Source organism: Cerasibacillus terrae (assembly GCF_008039555.1).
Classification (GTDB): Bacteria; Bacillota; Bacilli; order Bacillales; family Amphibacillaceae; genus Cerasibacillus; species Cerasibacillus terrae.
The window spans coordinates 194792-216875 of sequence record NZ_VDUW01000005.1; the positions used below are offsets into that span (position 1 = coordinate 194792).

A 22084-nucleotide genomic window follows, 5' to 3' on the forward strand; every position below is an offset into this window, starting at 1 on the left:
TGGGGACCCTTCCACATATCTTTATTAACCTTTTTTTATTTTATCCTTATTGGCTTCACGATGTTGCCAGCGGTGTATTTTTCTTAAAAGCCCATAAGATATTTGGACATCTCTTTCTCCCAGAGTACTTCCAGGCTTTGCACGCATCCAAATGGATTTGGAGAAAGCAATAAGTTGATCAGGATAAACACTGCGATGACCAATAATAATATATGCGGAAAGACACGCACCGACCACATATATTCCAATTGTGCTACCAAATAATTCAAATCCCATCAAAATGGCTGCCACAGGTGTATTGGATGCGGCTGCCACGACAGCAACCATCCCAACACTTGCACCTAGAATCGGATGAATACCAAATATACCAGCTAATGCATTGCCTGCTAATGCCCCAATAACAAACTGTGGGGTCACAATTCCACCATAAAAACCAGAGCCAAGTGTAATAGCTACAAGTAATGCTTTCCAAAAGAAGCCAAAAAACGGAATATCTGCTCCACTAAGCGCTTTATCCATCAATGGTAAACTTAATCCAAGATAGTCAACAGGTATAATTAAAATTAAAATAGATAAAGTCACCCCACCAATCACAGGCATCATTGGTCGCCATATATGGAAACGCTGTTGTATATAACTAAAAAAGAGACGAATCTCTTCAAACATAACAATAAACAATAATGCAGCAAGCCCACATAAAATACCGATTATGATAATTTTTAAAAATAACATGTATGAAAAATCTGTTATAAAATCAATCGGATAATAAGTATAAGAAATACCCCAAAACTTACTAATTTGTGCAGAAGTTATTCCAGCAATAACAGTGGCAAATAAATAATCATGACGAACCCTACCTAAAGACATGATCTCTATCGCATAGATTGCTCCAGCAAATGGTGTACCGAAAACACTTGCAAATCCAGCACTTACCCCACATGCAACTATTTTCTTTTGTAACTCTGGGGGCAGATGAATCAAACGACCAAACCAAGATGCAATGGTACCACCAATATGAGAACAAGGTCCTTCCTTTCCAGCAGATCCACCAGATGCAAGGGTTATGATAGCTGCTATTGGTTTAATTGGCATTGTTTTCATAGGCAAAATCCCATCTTGCTTATGGACTGCTCTTATAACAGAATCATTTTCTGCCTTCCTTTTCCGGTAGCCGAAATAAATCAATAACCCATTCAAAAGTCCTCCAATAGGGAGTAGAATGAGTTGAAACCAAAACGGTATATGTGCTGTTTGATTTAAAGAATAAAACAATGCTAATAAAAATATACTTGTACCAGTACCAACAAGAATCCCGGTTATTGATGCTAAAAAAAGCCACCTTAGAAGGGTAGCTAGCATTACAAATGGTTCAATATAATTTATGCGAAACAAAACATACCACTCCTAATTCGCTCTTTATTAAACATAGCACTCTTTAGGGGGCTTGTCATCTGACCGCCACTTTTTAAAACACCGAGTTAATCAAAGGTCCTCCACATATTTAAAACGATACTCCAATTTCTCTATCCTATTTTATCTTCCGATTAATACTTATTTATAAGAAAAAAATACATCTATACAATGCTTTTCCCACTCGAAAGCAATACATATGACCTATTTCTTTTGACTCATGTATTTCAGAGTATTTTATGGAATAATAAATTTCAGATATTTATTAATTAGGAGAGGTTGGTTTATTTGAGAAATTTCACGAAACTTTTTGGAGTGTTCCTATTGATTCTGTTTCTACTAATGGCTTGTGGAAAGGAAGAAGCAGGTAAAAATGAAATAGAAAATGTTTCAACAGAAGATGAAAAAGAAACAAAAGATGAAGAAAAGGAAAATAAAGAAACAATTGAAGAGGAAAAAGAGAAGAAATCGGAGGAAAATGACAACAAGGAGTCAGCAAGTGAAATCATGAATCCAGCAATTGCAGAGGAAACGGATGGAGATGTAGAAGTACTGTATACGAATGTAAACCCTGAAGTCGAACATAATATGGATGGATTCATTGTAAAGGTAAATAAATATCAAGTGACACACGTAACAGATATGAAACAAAGTGAAGAACACCGATTTGAAGATTTAGAAGGATATGTTATCACAGCTGATATAGCGATAGAAAACACCTCAGACCATGATATATATTATACTCCAAATTTACGAATTCAAACGGATGATCGGTATGATTATATCCCTTCGAAAGATATATATTACGTAGCAGAGGATAACAAACTTAAGTTGGAGGAAAATTTCAAGTCTGGATCTGAACATAATTTTTTCCACATATTTATCTTAACAGAAGAAGAATATATAAAGGCGCTTTCCCTTGATCCAAAACTAATTGTAGAAGCTGGTGCAAGTAAGAACAAAGATTTTTCTGACTCCTACCGTGAAGAAGGATTTTTTAGCTTTCCTTTGAATGAAGAACAATCTGAAAAAGCAGCAAATGCTACTGATTTTTATCAAGATAAATTAACAACAAATGGAATCGCGACAAAGGAATTGATTTCCGAAAAGAAAGATATCAATGAATCTCAAGAAATTGATAAATTTAAAATTACGATTGAAGGTGTTCAATACACGGATATCGTACCAAATGATTCTAGTAAAGAGAGATTTAAGAATTTTGGTGATAATGATCTTGTCGCAATGACCATTCAAGTTTCTACAGACAATCAATCAGATGTCATGACTTATAATGATAGTAGCGCTAAATTAATTGTAAATGATGGTGAAGAAAGATTTCTTTCTCAAGGAATGGTCGAAAATTATAATCCACGTGAATTAAACCCTGGTGATAGCGGGGAACGACAAATTGTATTCATTTTCCAAAAGAAATACTTTGAGCTGTATGAAAAATTCGATTTAGAAATGGGACCATTTATGGGGAAAGACGGATATGAATTTAAAGAAAAAACAATGGAATTTGAGATACCTGCACCTTAATCAAAATACCCTTCCACCCGTAAGGAGGGGTATTTTATTTTATAATCGGAAGTATTTTTTTAAATAAACTTGTATCAGCAGCTTTCATTAATTCATAAAGAACCATTTCAACAGATGTGACTCTCATTCCATACGACTTCATTTTTTCTAAACCAATTTGTTTGTTTTCCTTTGTACGGGAGGATACAGCATCTTGAACAACTTCCACTTCATAGCCTAACGATGTTAAACCAACTGCTGTTTGATATACACAAATATGTGCCTCAATTCCAGCAATGATGATTTGCTTACGATTCATTTTCGATAGTTCTTGTACTAATTGATCATTCTCACATGCATTAAACGTCATCTTTGGTATTGGTTGCATGTTTTCTGGCATATGTTTAGCGATTTCTTTAGATGTTTGTCCAAGACCTTCTGGATATTGTTCTAACCAGACCATTGGTATGTCTAGTAACTTAAGTCCCTTAATCAATTGAATTAACCGTTCTCTTAATTCTTCATGTTTGTAAACAATCTCTGCTAATTTTCCCTGGACATCCACTAGAATAAAAACTGTATTTTCTTTGTTGAACATGTCTAATTCTCCTCTCCACATCTCTACCCATATTATAATTTGTATTCTAGTCTAAACTAAACTATACATACTTAGTTTAATACAAATCTATACTTTTTAGAATATAAAAAATATAATAAATTGGTAAATAATAATAAAATATGTTAACATAACCTAATAACTTTATATACTAGATAAAATAGACTCAGGGAGTGACTTTATATTGGATATGATAAATAAACGTGCACAAGAAATTGAAATTACAGGAATTCGGGTATTTGCAAATCAAGTTGAACAATATGCAGATGGAGTCAATTTAACAATCGGTCAGCCTGATTTTCCCACTCCTGAAAGAGTAAAACAGGCTGGTATTAAAGCCATCGAAAATAATTTAACCGGATATTCACATAGTGCCGGGATACTTGAATTAAGACAAAGTGTTGCTCGCTTTTTTGAAGACAAATATAATTTTAGTTATAATCCTGAAACAGAAATCATTATCACATCAGGGGTAAGCGAGGCAATTGATTCTGTATTAAGAACGATATTATCTGAAGGAGATGAAGTCATTCTCCCTGCACCTATTTTTTCTGCATATGAACCAATCGTTCATCTTTGTGGTGCAAAGGTAGTTTATTTAGACACATCTGATACAGATTTTATTCCTGATCCAAACAGATTAAATGATCTAATTACGGACAAGACAAAAGCAATTATATTCAATTATCCAACCAATCCAACAGGTGTAACCATCTCTAATGAAAAGATGAAACAACTTGTGGATGTACTTAAGAAACATGATATTTTTATCCTTTCTGATGAAATTTATAGTGAAAATTCATATGCTGGAAAACATCAATCATTTGCTCAATTTCCAGAATTAAAGAATCAATTGTTTTTACTACATGGACTATCCAAATCACATTCAATGACAGGTTGGAGAATTGGTTATGTTCTAGGGCCTGAGGATATCATGGAACATGTGGTCAAAGTGCATTTATATAACTGTATTTGTGCATCTGTTCCAGGCCAATATGCTGCAATAGAGGCTTTAACAAATAGTTTAGAAACACCGAACGAAATGAATAAAGCTTACATAGAACGTAGGGATTATGTTTACGATCGCTTGAATAAAATGGGCTTACATGCGGTGAAACCAACTGGAGCATTTTATATTTTTCCTTCCATAAAAGATACTGGCCTTACTTCTTTTGAGTTTGCAACAAAATTATTAGAAGAAGAGCATGTGGCAGTTGTTCCGGGAGATGCTTTTACAACATATGGTGAAGGTTTTATTCGTATTTCTTATGCAGGTTCCATTCAATTATTAAAAGAAGGAATGAATCGCCTTGAAAGATTTATGAATAAACTAACAAAATAAGTTCAAATCACAAAGATATGTAGGAGTACATGTCTTTGTGATTTTTTTAATTCAATTTCTTAAATAGAGTAAAATGCTTTCGTATTTTCATAGATTTGTTGATAAACAACTGCTTCTTCTATCTGCTTTATTTCTGCAATTTTTTTAATCACCAGATGTACCATTCTAGAATGTGTCAGTATATTCTTAAAAGGACCATCAAACGGCCATGGTCCATCTGTTTCCACCATCATTTGGGTTAATGGATATTTCTTCACAAGCGCATCACGTTTGGGTTTATAGATAATATCAGGGGTGAAGGAAATGAAATAACCATTTTGAATCATTCTCTCGGTCGTTTGCTCATCCCCTTTAAACCAATGAAAATGTGCCTTTTCTATGGAATATTCTTCTAATAATGAACAGACGATTGGTGCATCCTCATAAACCGCATGCAGGATTATCGGTTTGGCTAATTGTTTAGCCTTTCGGATAAAAGTTTCTAGAAGTCTAATATATGGTTGTCGTGGGAGTTCTTGATTTTCTTTTCGTAAATAAAAGGGAAGCCCTACTTCCCCAACCGCTACCATTTGTGAATGATAAGTATCCATCATTTTTAAAAGCATTTCTACCTCAGCAATATCTGGAAATGTTTGTTCTGGGTGAAACCCGAAAGCTGGTTTGACTTTCGAATTTTCCTTAGATAATTTCAAATTATCTCTTGCAGATGATGCATTTATTGAAACAGAAATCAGTGCATCTATGTGATACTTATCTAGACTTTTTATAATTTTTTCGCGTGTTATTCTTTTATATTTATCAAAGTGGATATGCGCATCAATTACTGAGTTATCCATTGTTCTCCCTACTCTTCTTACTTTTTCTTCTTGCTAGTACCTTCTTTATAAATGGATATAGGATTACTCCTATTCGTATTAATTTTCGAAGACGTTTCATGTTATTCATCCTTTTTTATATGTGTTAGTCTTATCTTCCCACAATCTCTTCATTTGAAACAAGATTTTTATATTTGATAAAAAAGGTATCATCGTTTTTTAAATTTCATACTCCTTAAGTAAACTTCTCTAATAATACGTATAATATCATACAATGATGGAAGTTGCGTGTATCTAAAGAGGTTATTGTTTCTAATTTCTTCATCCGATAAATCAATGTGTTGCGATGAATATACAATGCTTTTGCAGCCTTACTTAAATTCATGTTTTTATCACAATACATCATAAAATCACGCTTTAATTCCATAAATGATTCATCTTCAATTAATGGTGTCATCCGAAATCGCAAATGTTCTGTTAATGTAGGACTAATATAATCTGGTAATTGTTTTAATAAAACATCCCAATCATAATAACTATAAATATGTGACTTCATTTTTCCCCTTTTAGCGAATGCAAGCAATCTCTCTCCTTCATGATAAGAATAATTAATTTCTTTTAGTGACTTACTTAATGAACCAGCTACAATTAAAACATCTTTTACATGGTAAATCATAAATAATTTCTGTAATTCCTCAGCACGCTCTTTGAACCGTTTCATTTTCTGAAAGTATTCCTGTTTAGAAGATATGGATTTCATTACAATGATTTTTTCTGTATTAAAATAGGTACATATGTCATTTCGATTCGTCATAAATATTTTTCTAGTACATGTTAGAAGTGATTTTTTCAAAATACTAAATGTATGTGTTTCATGATTTGTTTTTAAATCATGCATTAATGTATCCCCTATATCAATTAGGATACAAAAATAATGGGAATGCATATCAATCTTCAATAAATCACAATATTGCTTTATACGATTTTGGTCAACTTCTTCATTTAATAAAACATACTGAACAAAGGTATCCAATGTTTTTTCTTCTAATTCTTCCAATTGTTTATAAAACACCTCTTGCCACATCAATTCTACATATTTTTTAATTAATTGTGCGTGTGGCATGACTTGACTAGGTGGACCAATAATTCCTAAAACACCAACAACTTGTTGATTAAAGAATAAAGGGACAGCAACACCTGGAAAGACATCATCAAATTGGGCTACCTCCTGCTCTTCATAAAGAATATAGTCATTTTTTTCGATGACTTCTTTGGATGGTAGATGAATTTTTCCGACTCGATTATATTGGGAATCTGCAAGAATAACACCATTAACATCTGTTAAACTGATCGGAAATGGCAAAATTCTTGTAACCGCTTTCATTACCTTTTGTGCATATTGTACAAATGCTTCCATAAACAGCTATTCCCCCTTCAAACAAGAATTAATTGATGATAATTATACCATATTTCTAAAATTTTTAGAAAAATTAATAAACTTAATGCTGTTTTTTCGTTTCTTTAACCATAGTTTTTTATAAGACTTCCTAATAAAATATATTACTAAGAATAAACAAAATAAAAGGGTGATTGATATGATGAAAAAAACGGATATTATCATTGTTGGTGGCGGCGTAATTGGATCAAGTATTGCCTATCACCTACTTCAAGATGGATATACAGGAGAAATCATCATTTTTGAAAAGGATAAAAAATATGAATTTGCCTCTACCCCGAGAAGTGCTGGTGGTATTAGACAATTATTTACAACCGCTGTAAATGTCCAAATGGGTAAATACGGGATAGAAAAGTACAAAACCTTCCCAGAGGATATGGCTGTTGACGGAGAAAGAGCAGAAATCGATTTCAAACAACATGGATATCTTTTTTTAGGAAAATCAGAACAAGAGATGAATCATTTTGAAGCACAATCTGCTCTTCAACAAGCACAAGGTGTGCAAACAGAAGTATTATCTAAGGAAGATTTACTATCAATCATTCCTGAATTAACGACAGATGATCTAGTTGGTGGACTTTATTCCAAAGACGATGGGTACTTGGATCCTTATTCGGTCATGCAAGGCTATGCTAGAAAGGCTAGACAATTGGGTGCAGCTTATATTTATGAAGCCGTTGATGAAATTTTATATAACAGAGATGGCGTAAATGGAGTTAAAACGGAAAATGGTGATGTTTTTAAAGCACCTATTGTTATTAATAGTGCTGGCCCTTGGGCACCTGTTTTAAGTGAAAAAATTAATTTGCCTATCCCAGTTGTTCCACTTAAAAGACAAATTATCCAATTTAATACGGAAAAAGAATTAATCAATCAATTACCACTTACTGTTGACCCAACTGGTGTTTATTTCCGTCATGAAGGAGATTCCATTATTACCGGATATGCAGAAGATGTCAAGCCTGGAATTAATTTCACATGGAAACGTTCTTTCTTCCTGAAAGAATTATGGCCTGTTCTGGCTCATCGAATTTCCAATTTTGAACGTGCGAAAATTCAAAGTGGTTGGGCTGGAATTTATAGTCATAACACGATTGATCAAAATGCAATTATCGGAATGCATCCACAGTTAAATGGATATTACCTAGCTTGTGGATTTAGTGGTCACGGCATGCAACAAGCACCAGCAGTTGGGAAAGGATTGGCTGAACTAATTCAAAAAGGAAAATATGAAAATATTGACCTTCATGCCTTACGTTTTGAACGATTTGCTGAAAAAGAACTTGTTTTAGAAGGAGCAATTGTATAACAAAACGCTTAAGAAAAGAGGTGGTTCTAAATGAAGGGGAAAAAGAAATCAAGAGAAAACTGGGGCTCTCGATTAGGTTTCATTATGGCAACGGCTGGATTTTCTATTGGTTTAGGAAATATTTGGCGATTTTCCTATGTAGCTGGACATAATGGTGGGGGAGCATTTCTCTTAATCTATCTTCTTATTATCGCTGTTATCGGTATTCCCATTTTTCTAGCTGAAACAGGTTTAGGTAGAAAAGTACAAACAGGGATTATAACAGGACTGAGACAATTAACACGAAAAGGAAGTCCTTGGGTATTATTCATTGGTTGGTTAGGCATTTTGGCAGCAGGACTTATCATGTCCTACTACCTTATGATTATGGGGTGGATATTTGCCTATATTTTCAAAGTTGGTCTTGGTACATTTAATGGGGCCACTACCGAACAAATTGCCAAGATATATGAAGACTTAGTTTCTAATCCTTTAGCTGTCATTGGATATACACTCATTCCAACTTTGATTATCGGGCTCATTGTTTCCCGCGGAGTAAAAAATGGGATTGAAAAATTCGTTAAAATAAGCATGCCCATTCTATTAATCATGCTTATTTTACTCGCAATTTACTCCCTATCATTACCAGGATCAATGGACGGTGTTGTTTGGTATTTAAAACCTGACTTTTCCGTCATTACTCCGAAAACCTTTCTAGAAGCGTTAGGGCAAGTCTTTTTCTCTTTAGGTATAGGATTAGCCGGGGCGTTTACGTATGGAAGTTATTTAGATCCGCAGAATTCAGATTTAGTAAAAGACAGTGTTTGGGTCATTTCCTTTGATACAACAATTGCCTTCTTATCTGGCTTAGTTATTTTCCCTGCATTATTTGCCTTTCAAATTGCTCCAGACTCTGGTCCTGGATTGCTTTTCCTCACGATTCCAAACATCCTTGATAAAATGCCAGGTGGTACCATTTTCGGAATGATGTTCTTTATCCTAGTCATCATTGCTGCCATTACAACAGCTGTCGGATTAATTGAAACTGTATCAGCTAATACTGCTGAACTTCTTAATCTCAAGCGAAAGACCAGTGTATGGCTATGGCTAGGTGTCATGTTTATATTAGCTATTCCATCGATTTTATCTCATGGACCGTGGGCACATATCGAATTATTCAGCAAAAACATCTTTGAATTGATTGATTATGTATCTGGGAATATCTTATTAGTTTTGAGTGGGTTATTTATTTCTTTATATGTTGTGTTCAAATGGAAATTCCAAAACTTTCAACATGATATTAATATCGGAGCGACTTCCATTAAAATAACAGCTATTTCTAAACCAGTTATTCAATTTGTTATTCCGATAGCTATTTTGATTATTTTAGTATCTGGATTGTTATGATTTTAAAAGCATGTAGTGAAGAAGCTTACTCACTACATGCCTTTTAGTTTAGTCATTTAATTTTCGTTTTTCTATTAAAAGCCGCTGAAATTCTCTTTCTAGTTGTTCACATGGTTCAATACTTAATCGACTTAAAATTTCTGCTATTTTTGTTTCGATGACAAGTCGCTTTTCTTCCATACTATCTTGTTTATTTATTTGTTTGCTTTCTTTGAACTGTTTATAAGTTCCTTCAAAAAGATTAATTTCGGGATGAACAAATTCTAAGATACTTGTCGCAATTGTTTCAATAAAGCGTCGATCATGGGAAACAAACAAAATCGTCCCATCGTATTCTTTTAGCAAACCCTCTAATGCACGAACAGCTTCAATATCAAGGAAACTGGTTGGCTCATCTAGAATAAGTGTGTTGATATCACTGACAAATATTTTCGCAAGTGCTACTTTTACTCGTTCTCCGCCACTTAACACATCTACCTTTTTATGCACATCATCCCTGAAAAAATGCAGTCTTGCAAGTACTGTTCGGATCAATGTCTCACTTTGTTTCGATGAAAAAGAAACATTTTCTAAAATCGATTTGTTTACATCGAGTATGTTTAGATTTTGACTAAAATAACCAACTTTTACTGTAGGAGAAATCGTTATCCCATCATCTTGATTGATTATTTTTTTCACAAGGGTTGTTTTTCCGCTACCATTTGGTCCAATAATTGCTAATTTCTCTCCACCCCGAATATAGAATTGAGTCTTTTCCCAAAGAATACGCTCTCCTATTTTTCCTTCAACACCTTCCACTCTTATTACCATTTTATCTTGATTCACATCTACATGAGGCAAATCCATTTTAAGTGGTGGCATTTCTTTTATCTTTTCGACTTTTTCAAGTTTCTCGAGTCTCGTTTCAAGTGCTTTTGCTGTTTTTTGTAATTTCTTTTGTTTTTTCGCAAAATATGGTTTTGCACCAATTATTTTCGCTTCAGATTTACTAACTGTTTTAGGTGTCTTTGTTGCTCGATTCGCCTTTTTTTCTTTTAGTTGCATAGCATCTTCTAATTGTTTTTTCTTCTTCTCGTATTTTTCATATTCTACTTTCTGGTGTTGCTGCTCTAATTCCTTTTGATTCACATAGAAACTGTAATTTCCTTTGTACTCCTTTATTATCCCTTCATCAATCTCCCATATAGTTGTACAGATAGCATCTAAAAAAGCACGGTCATGTGATACAATGACAAAGGAACCTTTCCATTCATGAAGTATCTCCTCTAACCATTCCATATGTTTTGTATCAAGATTTGTGGTTGGTTCATCTGCAAATAATAGACCAGAATCCTTAACAAGTGCTTTGGTGATATAGGCTTGTGTTACTTCACCACCACTTTTTGTAGTATCTGTTCTTTTTAATTGTGGTAATAGCTCACACATTACATGACATGTAACCCTTCCTTTTTCAGGGGAAACCTTTCCGGCTAAAATATGTAATAATGTCGTTTTACCACTACCATTAGGACCAACTAGACCAATCCGATCATTTTTATAAATTTTTAATTGTTCTATATTTAATAGTAGGCGACTCTTCACATAATGTTTTATGTGATCTGCTTCTAATAAAATCATCCAATCATCCCCATATTCATTTTTCAGGGACAAAAAATGCCCCTATCTACTTCAGAATAGGAGGCATTAATAGGCTGAACCGACAAGCTTTTGTCAGTTTCAGGCCTTATGGTGATATCTTTTATTGCAATAATACAGTAGTTCACCCACAAGACAAAGACTACTGATTTTTGACATTGCAAACATAAAAATACCAATCCTATTCTGAAAACAGTGATTGAAGGCATCAGAAATAAAGCAGAATTTTCATCTGCCAAAAAACACCTTCAATAAAAAGCCTTAGTAAATAGGATTAGTACTTCATGCGTTTGGTTCACCCTTCCGTTCATTCATTTAATTTTACTGTAAATGATAGGAGGCTAATTGTCAAATTTTTTGTTTTTTTATTAATAGGATGATTACACGGTACATCATAATGGAATCATCGTGACTACTTTTAGATAAAAAAACGGGCATGCTGGAAGATCCAACTGCCCGATTTCATAGTAACTTTTGCGATTATTATTTCTTCTTCCGCATCATATCATAAGGTTGAACTGGTGCATCGACTTTCATTTTGAATTTCATCAAAGGATGTGGTGCGCGATCAATTGGCTCTCCTTTTTCATCCCACATTTGTTCTACTTTCTGGTAATGGTGGGTGAATCCTGGGCCATAAAATTCTACTTCATCACCAATTCCAAAATTATTCCGCTGTTCAATTGTTGCGATACCTGTCTCTTCATCATAGTCAAGTACTTGTCCAATAAAACGATACACAGGAATTTTTCGGCGTTTCCCAAATAATTGCTGATTTTCATCAGGTGTTCCATAATAAAATCCGGTTGCTAATTCTCGTTGGGCAACTTTCCATAGTTCTTCTTCCCATGCCGGGTTAAATTTATAGTTATCTGGGTCTTTGCAATAAGTATCAATTGCTTCACGGTACACATTAGAAACAGTCGAAACATAATGAATGGATTTCATGCGCCCTTCAATTTTTAAACTTTCCACCCCAGCTTCTACTAAATCTGGAATATGGTGGATCATTGACATATCAACCGCACTCATTGAAAAATCTTCTGTCGGTTCCCCACCAAGTAATGATTGGCGGTCATTTTCCCCATCCACTTCAAATAAGTCATATTTCCAACGACAGGATTGGGAACATCCACCACGATTCGCATCTCTCATAGACATATGATTGGATAATACACATCGTCCGGAATAGGAAATACACATGGCCCCGTGAATAAACACTTCTAATTCAACATCTGTCTTCCGGCGAATTTCCTTGATTTCATCCATCCCTACTTCACGCGCTAAAACAACTCGTTCCAAACCTTCTTCTTTCCAAAAATTTAATGTTTCGTAGTTTGTTGCTGATGCTTGGGTAGATAAGTGAATTGGTAATCCTTCTGCTTCTGTTGCACAAATTTCAATTAATGCCGGGTCAGATACAATCACAGCATCAATCCCTATATCACGGACAGAACGAAAGAACTCTCCAGCACCTTTTGCATCATTTTCATGTGTGACCATATTTGCTGCAACATATATTTTTGCATTGTGCTCTTTAGCAAATGCAATTCCCTCTTTCATTTCATCTATTGTGAAATTCCCTGCACGCCTCCGTAAACTAAATGCATTTCCACCAATGTAAACTGCATCAGCGCCATAACGAATGGCTGTTTTTAATTTTCCCAAAGTCCCTGCTGGTGCGAGGACTTCTGGTTTTTTTGTAATTGTTCTCAAAGCTTTTCCCCTCCAACAATATGAACAAAAAATTTCCCAAAACAAACTATATGTTTATTTCACATCTGATGAATCCATTGTAAAAAATCCCGCATCCAATGTTCGTTCCTTTGGATGTAAAGAAAGGAGTTTCTCTTGTAGCTCATTCATCAACTCTTCTGACCAACACTTTTCTTTGAAAGCCTGTTTCGCTTGAGCAAAGATATGGGCGATTTTTACAAAGTCATCCCCTCTTGTAAAAACCCCGTCTAATTTCCATGTTGTTAATCCCACTTCAACTAGTTTTTCCAAATATGGTAGTAAATTTACATCATCTGTTGCAAAGATATGTGTACCATTTTGGTCTTCATAAACAGAGTAATGGGTGTCCGGGTCTTTCTTTTCAGACAAGAATAGCCCTCTTTCTTTTTCTGTTTTCGTCTTTTGTTCTGTGAAGTTCACGTAATTTTCAACAAGTGGCCGCAATGATTGATGGATGCATGTTGCACCATAGACAAGTATTTCTAATGGTATTGTCACTTGTTTCGCCATTTTTTCTAATTCCTCATATGGTATTTCACGGGCTAAAACGGCTCCTTTTGCTCCTCGCTTCACCCAAAAATTAATTTGATTTGCACTAGTTACCATTGTTTGTGCATCATAAATATACGAAAGCTTGATATCATTCTTCTTCATTAAATGAATAACCCCAGGGTCACCAACTGTTATTTCATCTACAGTGATTTTTTCTAATTCTTTTAAATAAGGAATCACTGTTTTAATTCGGTCATTATGCATGATTGCATTGACAGCAACACAAACTTTTTTCCCTTTGTTATGGGCTATCTCTGTAATTTCTGCAATTTCTTCCGTGGTAAATGAAGCGGGTAAACGTAGTCCAAAATCATCTTCCCCAATATATAGCTTATCAATCCCAGCATCTACCAACTGTTCTGCTTGCTTTACTGACTCTGCAGTTGCAACTAGTTCAAACATTCACAATCCCCCTTTTCAAACATCCATGATAATTTTATCACAAAAGTATTTCCGTAACGAATGAATTATTTATGACAATCTTGTAGGATAGCTATTATAGGGATTAAAATGATGTTATTATGATTTTTTTATTATACTTAAAATCCCTTTAGGTATAAACAAGAAGGAGAATTCGCCTTCAACCATAAATTTAAAATAAAATATCCTTCTAGGACAGAAAGCCCAGAAGGATATGAAAAGAATCCTATTAATTTTGTTTTGATTCTTGAAAATAAAGTGTTGCTTCTTCTGTCACTGTATTATCTTCAGCGGGGTAAAACAACACCTTCCCCAATAAAACAAGTGCTGTTAAACTTAGAAATGCATCCCCGAATGTTGCCTGCCCCACAACACCATGCTGTTCTGCTAAAATTCCCACTTGATAAAATGATATAATACTAAAAATCCATGCTAAAAAGGAAAAAATAAAAGTAAGATTTTTTATTCCAGATACTTTCTCTTTTATCATATATAAAGCAAACATTAGAAAGTAAGCAAAAATGGATGCTACTACAATAGAACTTAAATATGTCATATGAATCTCCCCCCATCCATATTACATTCTATGTATATTAAAACAGTTTTTTTACATTTTGTCAAAAAATAGACACACTTTGTTCATCTTTTGTTCACAATTGTTTTTTAAAATATCGATTCTAGATATTTTAGTAAACATCTCCATTTCACTTCCAAAACATTATCCTAATATTTAATAAGCGTATTTCACTTCAACAGTAGCCTGAACTGTGATTTGTCCTGGTTGGATTGGCGTGATTGATTTCTCCATGGTGGCAAGGTATGGTTGGGGTACTTGTTTTGTTATTTCTGTAATTTTGATTGGCTGGGTATGAAGTGACAATTGTAGTGTTCGGGCGATTGTTTCGGCTTTTCTTTGGGCATTTTCTAAAGCTTTGATAAGTGCCTGTTGATAAATCACTTGTGGATGTTTTACTGTAAAGTCGATACCTTCTATCCGATTTGCACCACTTTTAATTGCTGTGTCAATGACTCTACCTGTCTCACCGATATTTTCTATCTGAACGGATAAACCATGGATTACTTCATATCCTCTAAATACTTGTTTTTCCTCAATATAATCATATTGAGGATGAATATCATACACTACAGTTTGGATATTTTCTCTGGAAATCCCAAGTTGCACAAGGGACTCGATAACCTGATTCGTTTTATTAGCATTTTCCTGTTGAGCTGCCATTAGTTGCATATTTTCAGTTTGTATACTAATGCGGATTCTCGCTATATTTGGTGCAACAGATATAGAACCCTCACCAAAAACAGTGATTATTTGATTGAGATTACTTCTTACTTGATTTGTCATCATATACGGATATTGCATAATAAACCACCCTTTCTCGTTTATGAATATCTATGCGAAAAAGGGTTGTCATTATGTCTCTTCAAGTCCATTAGCCAAAATTTTTAATAGTTAGCTTTGTGCATGTAATCTTTCTCATTCGCAGTAAATTGTTTTATTTGATCCTGTTTATAAACGAGATGATAGGTATAAAGTTTGTTATCTCGCAGCATATATGGTAGAAAATATTTGATATTACTTACAACACCTTTATTTTCCTGATGTAATATCCACGAAATATCCTTCCATTCAAGGACTCCTTCCCGTGTTTGAATAGGAGTATCATAGGAAAATGTTTCAGGTACATTCGCAAGATAAGCATACATGCCACTTAATGGTGAGTCATCAACATTCCAAGTAATGGTTCCTTTATAATCCACATGGGAAAGTGTGATACCAGTTTCTTCTTCTACTTCTCGTATAACACATTGCTCATGTGTTTCTTCTTTTTCCACTTTACCCCCTACTCCATTCCACATTCCCATTAATGGTGATTTATTTCTATTTAATAGTAAAATTTCATTTCCTCTTTTGATAAAACAAATTGTATATGGAAGCATCATTAAACCCTTCTTTTCCTTTATTTTTCATTTACGACAAATAAATGTGGAGGTATTACAGCGCAAAAAATATAAAAATCTCGCCTCTAAATATCTATAGAGACGAGATTGTTCCCGCGGTACCACTCTGATTTGTTCCTAAGAACCAGCTTGATTCATGATAACGAGCATGATCCCGGCCTGTTTTTCAGGCATCTCAGAAGTGCGTTTCATAATGACTGGATTATTAGGCTTACACCATCCCTAACTCGCTTCCATCCCTTTCCATTACTACTCTCTTCCTCATTGAATTTCCGTATAATTTTTATTTATTTTATCCAACTTTTAACAAAGAGTCAATAACTTTCATTCTATTCATCCAACGATACTTTCATTTTCTGTAATGACGGTGGACAAATATAATTATACTCTTTTATTTTCTTATTTATTTCTTTGATTGCTTTTCGTTTCTTTATCTTGTCCGTATAAGTTGATATGACTTCTTTTAAATGGTCAATTTCTTTTCCTAATTCAATCCATCTCGGTAAAACATGATTATCTTTCATTGTTTTATATAGTTGTGCTTCATAGGGATTTGAAGCCTGTCTGCCTAGTTCTAATGGCTTTCCTTTTCCAGGCAAATCATCAAAATGACCATCCTTCTCGGCTTGTTCTATAATTTCCGATAAATGATCCTTATACTCTAATTTTTCATCGATTTCATACCGCTTTTTTGACAATACATTCTCCCCCATCCACTAGTAATCTGACACCTTTTTCCAAACAACAGCTAAGTTAACGACTATCCCTATTCTAAATTGATATCTTATGTTATACATATAGTATGATGATTTTTTTTAATGAAATTTTGATATTTAATGTGAAGGAGTCAAAATAATGCTGTCAAACTTTCTTTTCACTACTATTATTTTATTTATTGTTATATTAAGTATAAGCTTAATATTAAAAAAAAGGAACTCCAAACTCCAACATTTAATCCCAATTACTGGGGCTGGAATTGGACTTATTTTCATTGCTATTTCTCTTTTTCTAAAGAGCTCAGATGAATTAGGATTGACTGTCTATGCTTTTAGTTTATTTATTAGTTCGGCAATTGCTTTTATGGTATCTGCCATGGTAGACAATATGAAACAATTAAAAAGCCATTATCGACCAAAATAATAAAATGATGAAATGAAGAGTTCACCTCAAGTAATATTAGGGAAAACTTATTCCCAGTATCTTGGATCACTCATCTGCCATTCTAAGACGGCATCCTCTAAATCAGCTGGGGTAAGAAAATAGATGGGATAATTATCCTTTTTCTTAGCCTCTTTGTATAAAAATCGATTACTGCCAGGGAATTCTTCATCCATTAAAAAAAGGGACCCTTCTGTTTTTTCAACCAACCATTTATTCATTGCCTTAAACTGAAAAGGTCCTTTATAATCTCCTTTATAAAGTGGTTTATAAAAATCAGCCTGTACCATGATATCCTGGTATAAAAACTGGATTGGTTCTGGCCAGCGATTATCCTGATTTTCAAATGGGGGAATCATACCTAAGTTAATATCGTATATTTCTTTTAATTCAAGAACAACTTCCGCAGTCCATAATTCTACTCCCATTTGTCCAGAAACAATAACCCACTCGACACCTTCTTCAATAAACTGGGTTAATCTTTTTTTTAACGCATATTTTATAAATTGTATCCGCCCGTCATCATGTTTAAAAATATTCATTTCCATTGGTTTATAACCCGTAACAGCCAGTGTTTTCATCCAATATACCTTCCTTTAAATCCGCTACATATTTTGATTGAACAATTACCTATATTATACATGTCAATTGTTTAACAGTAAAAGAGCATATCTGCAAATCCTTCGACTCATATATCGGGATTTCGTCCTCATTTGGAATTGTTAAAAGGAAAAAGGAGCTGCGAAAAAACAGCCCCTTTTGGTTTTATCTACACCAATTGTTCCCCCAGTGGTGTCCACATTTTTTAGCTCCGCCACCTTTTCCACCGTATCCATTTCCTGTTCCTGGATTCATTGCCCCACCGACCATTCCAGGGTTCATTGCTCCACCAACCATTCCTGGATTATTTGGAACTTGGTATGATCCACCATATACATCAACACTATTTACAGTATTCTCGTAAGATGTGGAATGTGGATAAAGATGTGTATTTTTAACTAAATGATGATTCATTACCGTTGTGTGTGATGGATGGATGTGCTGAACCTCACTTTGAGTGCAATGGTGAACGGTATTGCATTTTGTCGGATAAACAATTTGTTTTGGACCACATCTAGGTGGTCTATGATGAAATCCCATATAAATCCTCCTTTTGTGATATATCACTATTAATCTATGTTAAAAGCTGAAGGTCTGTATAAGACAGTTACCTAAATTTAAGAATTTATATGGTAAATCCCCATATCATTTATTTAACGTCAACTTAATAATGGGCCAATAAACCTTTTCGCATTGCAATTCGTTCACAAAGAATAAAAATAATTAGCCCTAATACAAAATAAAAAATTGCGTTTCCAAATAAAATACCAAAATCCGCTATCCCAATTTGACTTAACGAAACACCATTAATCATCACATCACGAACTAAATCAACACCCTTTACAAATGGGAAATAAACAAGAAATGGTGCTTGTTTTACAGATATGAATGTCAATCCTGCAAGAACAAATTGTAAAATTTGTAAAAACGCACTTACCTGCTTCCAAATTATCGAAATGCCTGCGATCATGAAGCCTACTCCCATCATACTTATAATCGTTAGAATCAAAATAGGTATAATGGTGATAATATCAATATTTAACCACTGTCCTGTTGTAGCCATCGTTACAAATAACAAAACAGTAATAATCATGATGTTGAGTACTACAGATGATGCTAGGCGGGCTGCCATAATCCGCCATACGCCCATTGGTGACATATATAATTGTTCCAATGTACCACGCATTGCTTCATTGGTAATCTCCCAACCAATTGTTTGAATGACCATCAATCCTAGGAACCAAAACACATAGTTTACAATTAAATATTGTGTATTCGCTTCTGCACTACTAGGATCTCCAATGAATTGAATCCCCGCAAATAAACCTAGAAAAATGAAATAAAATGTAGCAACCATTGCGATTGTATTTGGTAAATAACGTTTTAATTCAATATATTCCTTTCGTAAATTAGCATGAAAGAGATTTATCCAACGCATATTTTTTCACCACCATTAACAATTTTCATAAACACTTGTTCAAAGTTCACTGTTACTCTATCAAACGATTCAACAGGTGTGTTTTCCATTTTAAGAATGTCAAATAACTCATAGATTGCTTCATTTTGGAAAAGGTCTACCTCAATTGTTGAGTAAATAGTATCTGGAGTGTAAGTCATTTCAGTAAATCGATTTTGTAACAACTCTAATTGTTGATCTGTTAATAAACCACCAAGATTGAAGATATATGATTTTACTTCAAATAAACGCATCAAGTTTTCAATTTTATCATCAGTTACTACTTTTCCTTTGTTAATAATCACCGTTCGGTCACAAATATCTTGGATGACATCCATATCATGGGAGCTAATAATAACTGTGCGTTCATACTCTTTTACGATGCTTTTTAAAAGTTCCCGTACTTCATAACCTGTTTCCACATCTAGACCTAGTGTTGGCTCATCTAATAAAATGACATCACTTTCAGCAAGCATAGAAACAGCAATTGCGAGCTTTTGTTGCATTCCTCGAGACAGACGATTGACAAGTTCCTTTTCCTTTTCTTTTAAGCGAAAATCATGGAGTAATTGTTCCACCCTTTCTTTCACTTCTTTTCTCGACTTTCCACGGTTTCCTGCAAAGTATTCTAAATTTTCTCGAACGGTTAATCTCCAATATAAATTTCGGTTTCCTTCTAAAACAGCACTGATATGTTTTAAAGCACGTAAACGATGTTTTGTATTATCAATTCCACTTATTTCAATAGTTCCACTATCTGGGACCAATAATCCACATATCATTTTAATCGTTGTTGTTTTTCCTGCACCATTTGGCCCTAACAATCCAAGTATTTCTCCTTTTTGAACAGAGAAGGAAACGTTGTCAACAGCTTGAACACATTCTTTAGAACGGCGCTTTTTGTAAGCTTTGTTCACATTTTTCACTTCTATAATTGGTTTCATTCCATTCATCCTTTCTGATAATTCCGAATGATTATGTATTACTATACCGGATAACCTGCTCCATCACAATACTCTATAGCTGTATTATTCCTTCCGTTCTTAGATTTTTTTGATTTTTTCCATAATTTTACTTGTAAGTTATTTAATGATAAAATTTTAGTAATAAAAACGTATTCAAAGGAGGTAAATACAGATGTTACTCGATTTGATAAGTGATTTAATGTATGATATTTCGCCATTTTATCTATATATAAGCATCATTATTTCGGTTATAACTACACTTAAGATTTTCAAAATAAACATGCATTATGTTTCCCAACAAAATATCGGGTTGCACAGAGATATAATCACGAATATTCAATCTCTCCCATCGATTGAAATCATAGGGAAAATTCTACGTTCACAGACCTTGCTAACAAAAACTGTTAAACGTTTAGAAGCTCCTGAAGATGATACAGATGATTATCACTTCTCGTTTTATCTAATATATCGAATAAAACGAGGAGGAAGACGATGGAACAAAAATCTGTATTCACTTTTCTTAAGAAATATAAATGGATTGGTATAGCCTTTGTTATTCTTTTATTAGCAGGGTGTGGCGGAGGTATCAATCAACCAATTAATGAAAATACTTCAGGGTGGTTCAATCATTACTTTGTTTACAACTTTTCATTAATCATTAAAAAGATTGCTAGTATTTTAAACGGAAGTTATGGACTTTCCATTATTGTAATTACATTAGTGATTCGTTTGGCTTTACTACCTTCTATGTTGAAACAAACAAAGAATAGTCTTGTTGTTCAAGATAAAATGAAGGAACTCAAACCAGAATTAGATGCACTGAATGAAAAATATAAAGGTAAAAAAACACAAGAAGCGCAAATGGAAAAACAGCAGGAAATGATGAAAATATATCAGAGCCACCAATTCAATCCTTTAGCATCTTTTTCTGGCTGCTTACCATTACTGATTCAGATGCCGATTCTAATTGCCTTTTACTATGCTATTCGAAGAACTCCTGAAATTGCAGTACAATCATTTTTGTGGTTTGACTTAGGACAGACGGATTTGCTTTTAACAGGTATTGCAGTTGTTATTTACTTTATCCAATTTAAAGTTTCACAAATTGGGCTTGATGAAAAACAACGTAAACAATTTGCCGTACTTGGTCTAATTTCTCCTATTATGATTGGAGTGATTTCCTTAAATGCTCCCGCAGCATTGCCATTATATTGGACAGTCGGTGGACTGTTTATCATGATGCAAACACTTATATCCAAACGAATCTATTTAGCACATAAAAATAAGTGAGGGAGTCCCTCACTTATTTTTATTTTTGTTGTGCTTTTAGTAAGTCGCGAATTTCTGTTAATAATTGCTCTTGTGCGTCCACTTCTGGCTCTTCTTCCTCCTCTTCCTTTTTAAACTTCATGATCAATCGTACAAATAAGAAAATAGAAAAGGCAATAATAAGAAAATCTAATATACTTTGAATGAACATCCCATATTGAAGTTCCGCACTCCCAACTTTTATAGCTAAACTGCTAAAATCTACTCCTTTAAGTAAAATCCCTATTAAAGGCATGATTACATTGTCCACTAAAGAGGAAACAATATTTCCAAATGCAGCTCCGATAATGACCCCAATTGCTAAATCGAGCACATTTCCTTTCATTGCAAATTCCTTAAATTCTTTCCACATCACAGTAACCCTTCTTTCTTGAAATTATCTTCTACCCTATAATATAGAAAA

General features: G+C 34.0%; 22 protein-coding genes and 1 other annotated feature. Of the genes, 6 read left to right on the forward strand and 16 right to left on the reverse strand.

Annotated features, from left to right (window positions below; all coding sequences use genetic code 11):
* Positions 1-24: 24 nt before the first annotated feature.
* On the reverse strand, positions 25-1392 hold the full coding sequence (locus tag FHP05_RS09350; RefSeq protein ID WP_210766932.1) for a chloride channel protein: 1368 nt from the start codon (positions 1390-1392) through the stop codon (positions 25-27).
* A gap of 342 nt (positions 1393-1734) precedes the next feature.
* Between FHP05_RS09350 and FHP05_RS09355 the strand changes: the two genes are divergently transcribed.
* Positions 1735-2949, forward strand: a complete 1215-nt coding sequence (locus FHP05_RS09355; RefSeq protein WP_147667374.1) for a DUF5068 domain-containing protein — start codon at positions 1735-1737, stop codon at positions 2947-2949.
* 34 nt (positions 2950-2983) lie between these two features.
* Here the strand turns inward: FHP05_RS09355 and FHP05_RS09360 are convergent, their stop codons facing one another.
* Positions 2984-3526 (reverse strand): isochorismatase family protein, encoded by a 543-nt coding sequence (locus FHP05_RS09360; RefSeq protein ID WP_147667375.1) that lies wholly within the window; start codon positions 3524-3526, stop codon positions 2984-2986.
* A 208-nt stretch (positions 3527-3734) separates the two neighbouring features.
* Between FHP05_RS09360 and FHP05_RS09365 the strand changes: the two genes are divergently transcribed.
* Positions 3735-4886: an aminotransferase class I/II-fold pyridoxal phosphate-dependent enzyme gene (locus FHP05_RS09365; RefSeq protein WP_407923433.1), complete on the forward strand. Its 1152-nt coding sequence runs from the start codon at positions 3735-3737 to the stop codon at positions 4884-4886.
* Positions 4887-4945: 59 nt separating this feature from the next.
* Here FHP05_RS09365 and FHP05_RS09370 read toward each other — a convergent pair whose 3' ends face one another.
* Both FHP05_RS09370 and FHP05_RS09375 read right to left on the reverse strand, forming a co-directional pair.
* Positions 4946-5722, reverse strand: a complete 777-nt coding sequence (locus tag FHP05_RS09370) for a TatD family hydrolase (protein ID WP_147667379.1) — start codon at positions 5720-5722, stop codon at positions 4946-4948.
* 214 nt (positions 5723-5936) lie between these two features.
* Complete coding sequence (locus tag FHP05_RS09375) at positions 5937-7118, reverse strand: sugar diacid recognition domain-containing protein (RefSeq protein ID WP_147667381.1); 1182 nt, start codon at positions 7116-7118, stop codon at positions 5937-5939.
* A 178-nt stretch (positions 7119-7296) separates the two neighbouring features.
* Between FHP05_RS09375 and FHP05_RS09380 the strand changes: the two genes are divergently transcribed.
* Both FHP05_RS09380 and FHP05_RS09385 read left to right on the forward strand, forming a co-directional pair.
* Positions 7297-8466 carry an NAD(P)/FAD-dependent oxidoreductase gene (locus FHP05_RS09380; protein WP_147667383.1) on the forward strand — a complete coding sequence of 390 codons (1170 nt, stop codon included), beginning with the start codon at positions 7297-7299 and terminating at the stop codon, positions 8464-8466.
* A 30-nt stretch (positions 8467-8496) separates the two neighbouring features.
* Entirely contained in the window at positions 8497-9852 is a 1356-nt protein-coding gene (locus tag FHP05_RS09385; RefSeq protein ID WP_147667385.1) for a sodium-dependent transporter, read from the forward strand.
* 48 nt (positions 9853-9900) lie between these two features.
* Here FHP05_RS09385 and FHP05_RS09390 read toward each other — a convergent pair whose 3' ends face one another.
* From FHP05_RS09390 to FHP05_RS09420, 7 genes are all read right to left on the reverse strand, one after another.
* On the reverse strand, positions 9901-11469 hold the full coding sequence (locus FHP05_RS09390; protein WP_147667387.1) for a Vga family ABC-F type ribosomal protection protein: 1569 nt from the start codon (positions 11467-11469) through the stop codon (positions 9901-9903).
* 501 nt (positions 11470-11970) lie between these two features.
* Complete coding sequence (locus FHP05_RS09395) at positions 11971-13203, reverse strand: peptidase U32 family protein (RefSeq protein ID WP_147667389.1); 1233 nt, start codon at positions 13201-13203, stop codon at positions 11971-11973.
* Positions 13204-13257: 54 nt separating this feature from the next.
* The gene (locus FHP05_RS09400; RefSeq protein ID WP_147667391.1) at positions 13258-14178 is read right to left on the reverse strand and encodes a peptidase U32 family protein; all 921 of its coding nucleotides are present in this window, start codon (positions 14176-14178) and stop codon (positions 13258-13260) included.
* 247 nt (positions 14179-14425) lie between these two features.
* On the reverse strand, positions 14426-14752 hold the full coding sequence (locus FHP05_RS09405; protein ID WP_147667393.1) for a hypothetical protein: 327 nt from the start codon (positions 14750-14752) through the stop codon (positions 14426-14428).
* Positions 14753-14926: 174 nt separating this feature from the next.
* Complete coding sequence (locus tag FHP05_RS09410) at positions 14927-15574, reverse strand: SIMPL domain-containing protein (protein ID WP_147667395.1); 648 nt, start codon at positions 15572-15574, stop codon at positions 14927-14929.
* An 83-nt stretch (positions 15575-15657) separates the two neighbouring features.
* Positions 15658-16152, reverse strand: a complete 495-nt coding sequence (locus tag FHP05_RS09415; protein WP_191126310.1) for an NUDIX hydrolase — start codon at positions 16150-16152, stop codon at positions 15658-15660.
* A gap of 95 nt (positions 16153-16247) precedes the next feature.
* Positions 16248-16447, reverse strand: a binding site (T-box leader).
* 55 nt (positions 16448-16502) lie between these two features.
* The gene (locus FHP05_RS09420) at positions 16503-16886 is read right to left on the reverse strand and encodes a DnaJ family domain-containing protein (protein WP_147667399.1); all 384 of its coding nucleotides are present in this window, start codon (positions 16884-16886) and stop codon (positions 16503-16505) included.
* 142 nt (positions 16887-17028) lie between these two features.
* Between FHP05_RS09420 and FHP05_RS09425 the strand changes: the two genes are divergently transcribed.
* Positions 17029-17313, forward strand: coding sequence for a hypothetical protein (locus tag FHP05_RS09425; protein WP_147667401.1), 285 nt, complete (start codon positions 17029-17031; stop codon positions 17311-17313).
* Between the two features lie 47 nt (positions 17314-17360).
* Here FHP05_RS09425 and FHP05_RS09430 read toward each other — a convergent pair whose 3' ends face one another.
* The 4 genes from FHP05_RS09430 to FHP05_RS09445 all read right to left on the reverse strand — a co-directional run bounded on the left by FHP05_RS09430 (position 17361) and on the right by FHP05_RS09445 (position 20331).
* Positions 17361-17912 (reverse strand): SLOG family protein, encoded by a 552-nt coding sequence (locus FHP05_RS09430; RefSeq protein WP_147667403.1) that lies wholly within the window; start codon positions 17910-17912, stop codon positions 17361-17363.
* A gap of 184 nt (positions 17913-18096) precedes the next feature.
* Positions 18097-18471 (reverse strand): CotD family spore coat protein, encoded by a 375-nt coding sequence (locus tag FHP05_RS09435; RefSeq protein ID WP_147667405.1) that lies wholly within the window; start codon positions 18469-18471, stop codon positions 18097-18099.
* 124 nt (positions 18472-18595) lie between these two features.
* The gene (locus FHP05_RS09440; RefSeq protein ID WP_147667407.1) at positions 18596-19369 is read right to left on the reverse strand and encodes an ABC transporter permease; all 774 of its coding nucleotides are present in this window, start codon (positions 19367-19369) and stop codon (positions 18596-18598) included.
* Entirely contained in the window at positions 19357-20331 is a 975-nt protein-coding gene (locus FHP05_RS09445) for an ABC transporter ATP-binding protein (RefSeq protein ID WP_147667409.1), read from the reverse strand. The genes FHP05_RS09440 and FHP05_RS09445 overlap by 13 nt, the downstream gene beginning before the upstream one ends.
* Positions 20332-20844: 513 nt before the next feature.
* On the opposite strand from FHP05_RS09445, the gene yidC reads away from it, so the two are divergent.
* Positions 20845-21642 carry a membrane protein insertase YidC gene (gene yidC / locus FHP05_RS09450; RefSeq protein ID WP_147667411.1) on the forward strand — a complete coding sequence of 266 codons (798 nt, stop codon included), beginning with the start codon at positions 20845-20847 and terminating at the stop codon, positions 21640-21642.
* Between the two features lie 19 nt (positions 21643-21661).
* Here the strand turns inward: yidC and mscL are convergent, their stop codons facing one another.
* Positions 21662-22033, reverse strand: a complete 372-nt coding sequence (gene mscL, locus FHP05_RS09455) for a large conductance mechanosensitive channel protein MscL (protein ID WP_147667413.1) — start codon at positions 22031-22033, stop codon at positions 21662-21664.
* Between the last annotated feature and the right edge of the window lie 51 nt (positions 22034-22084).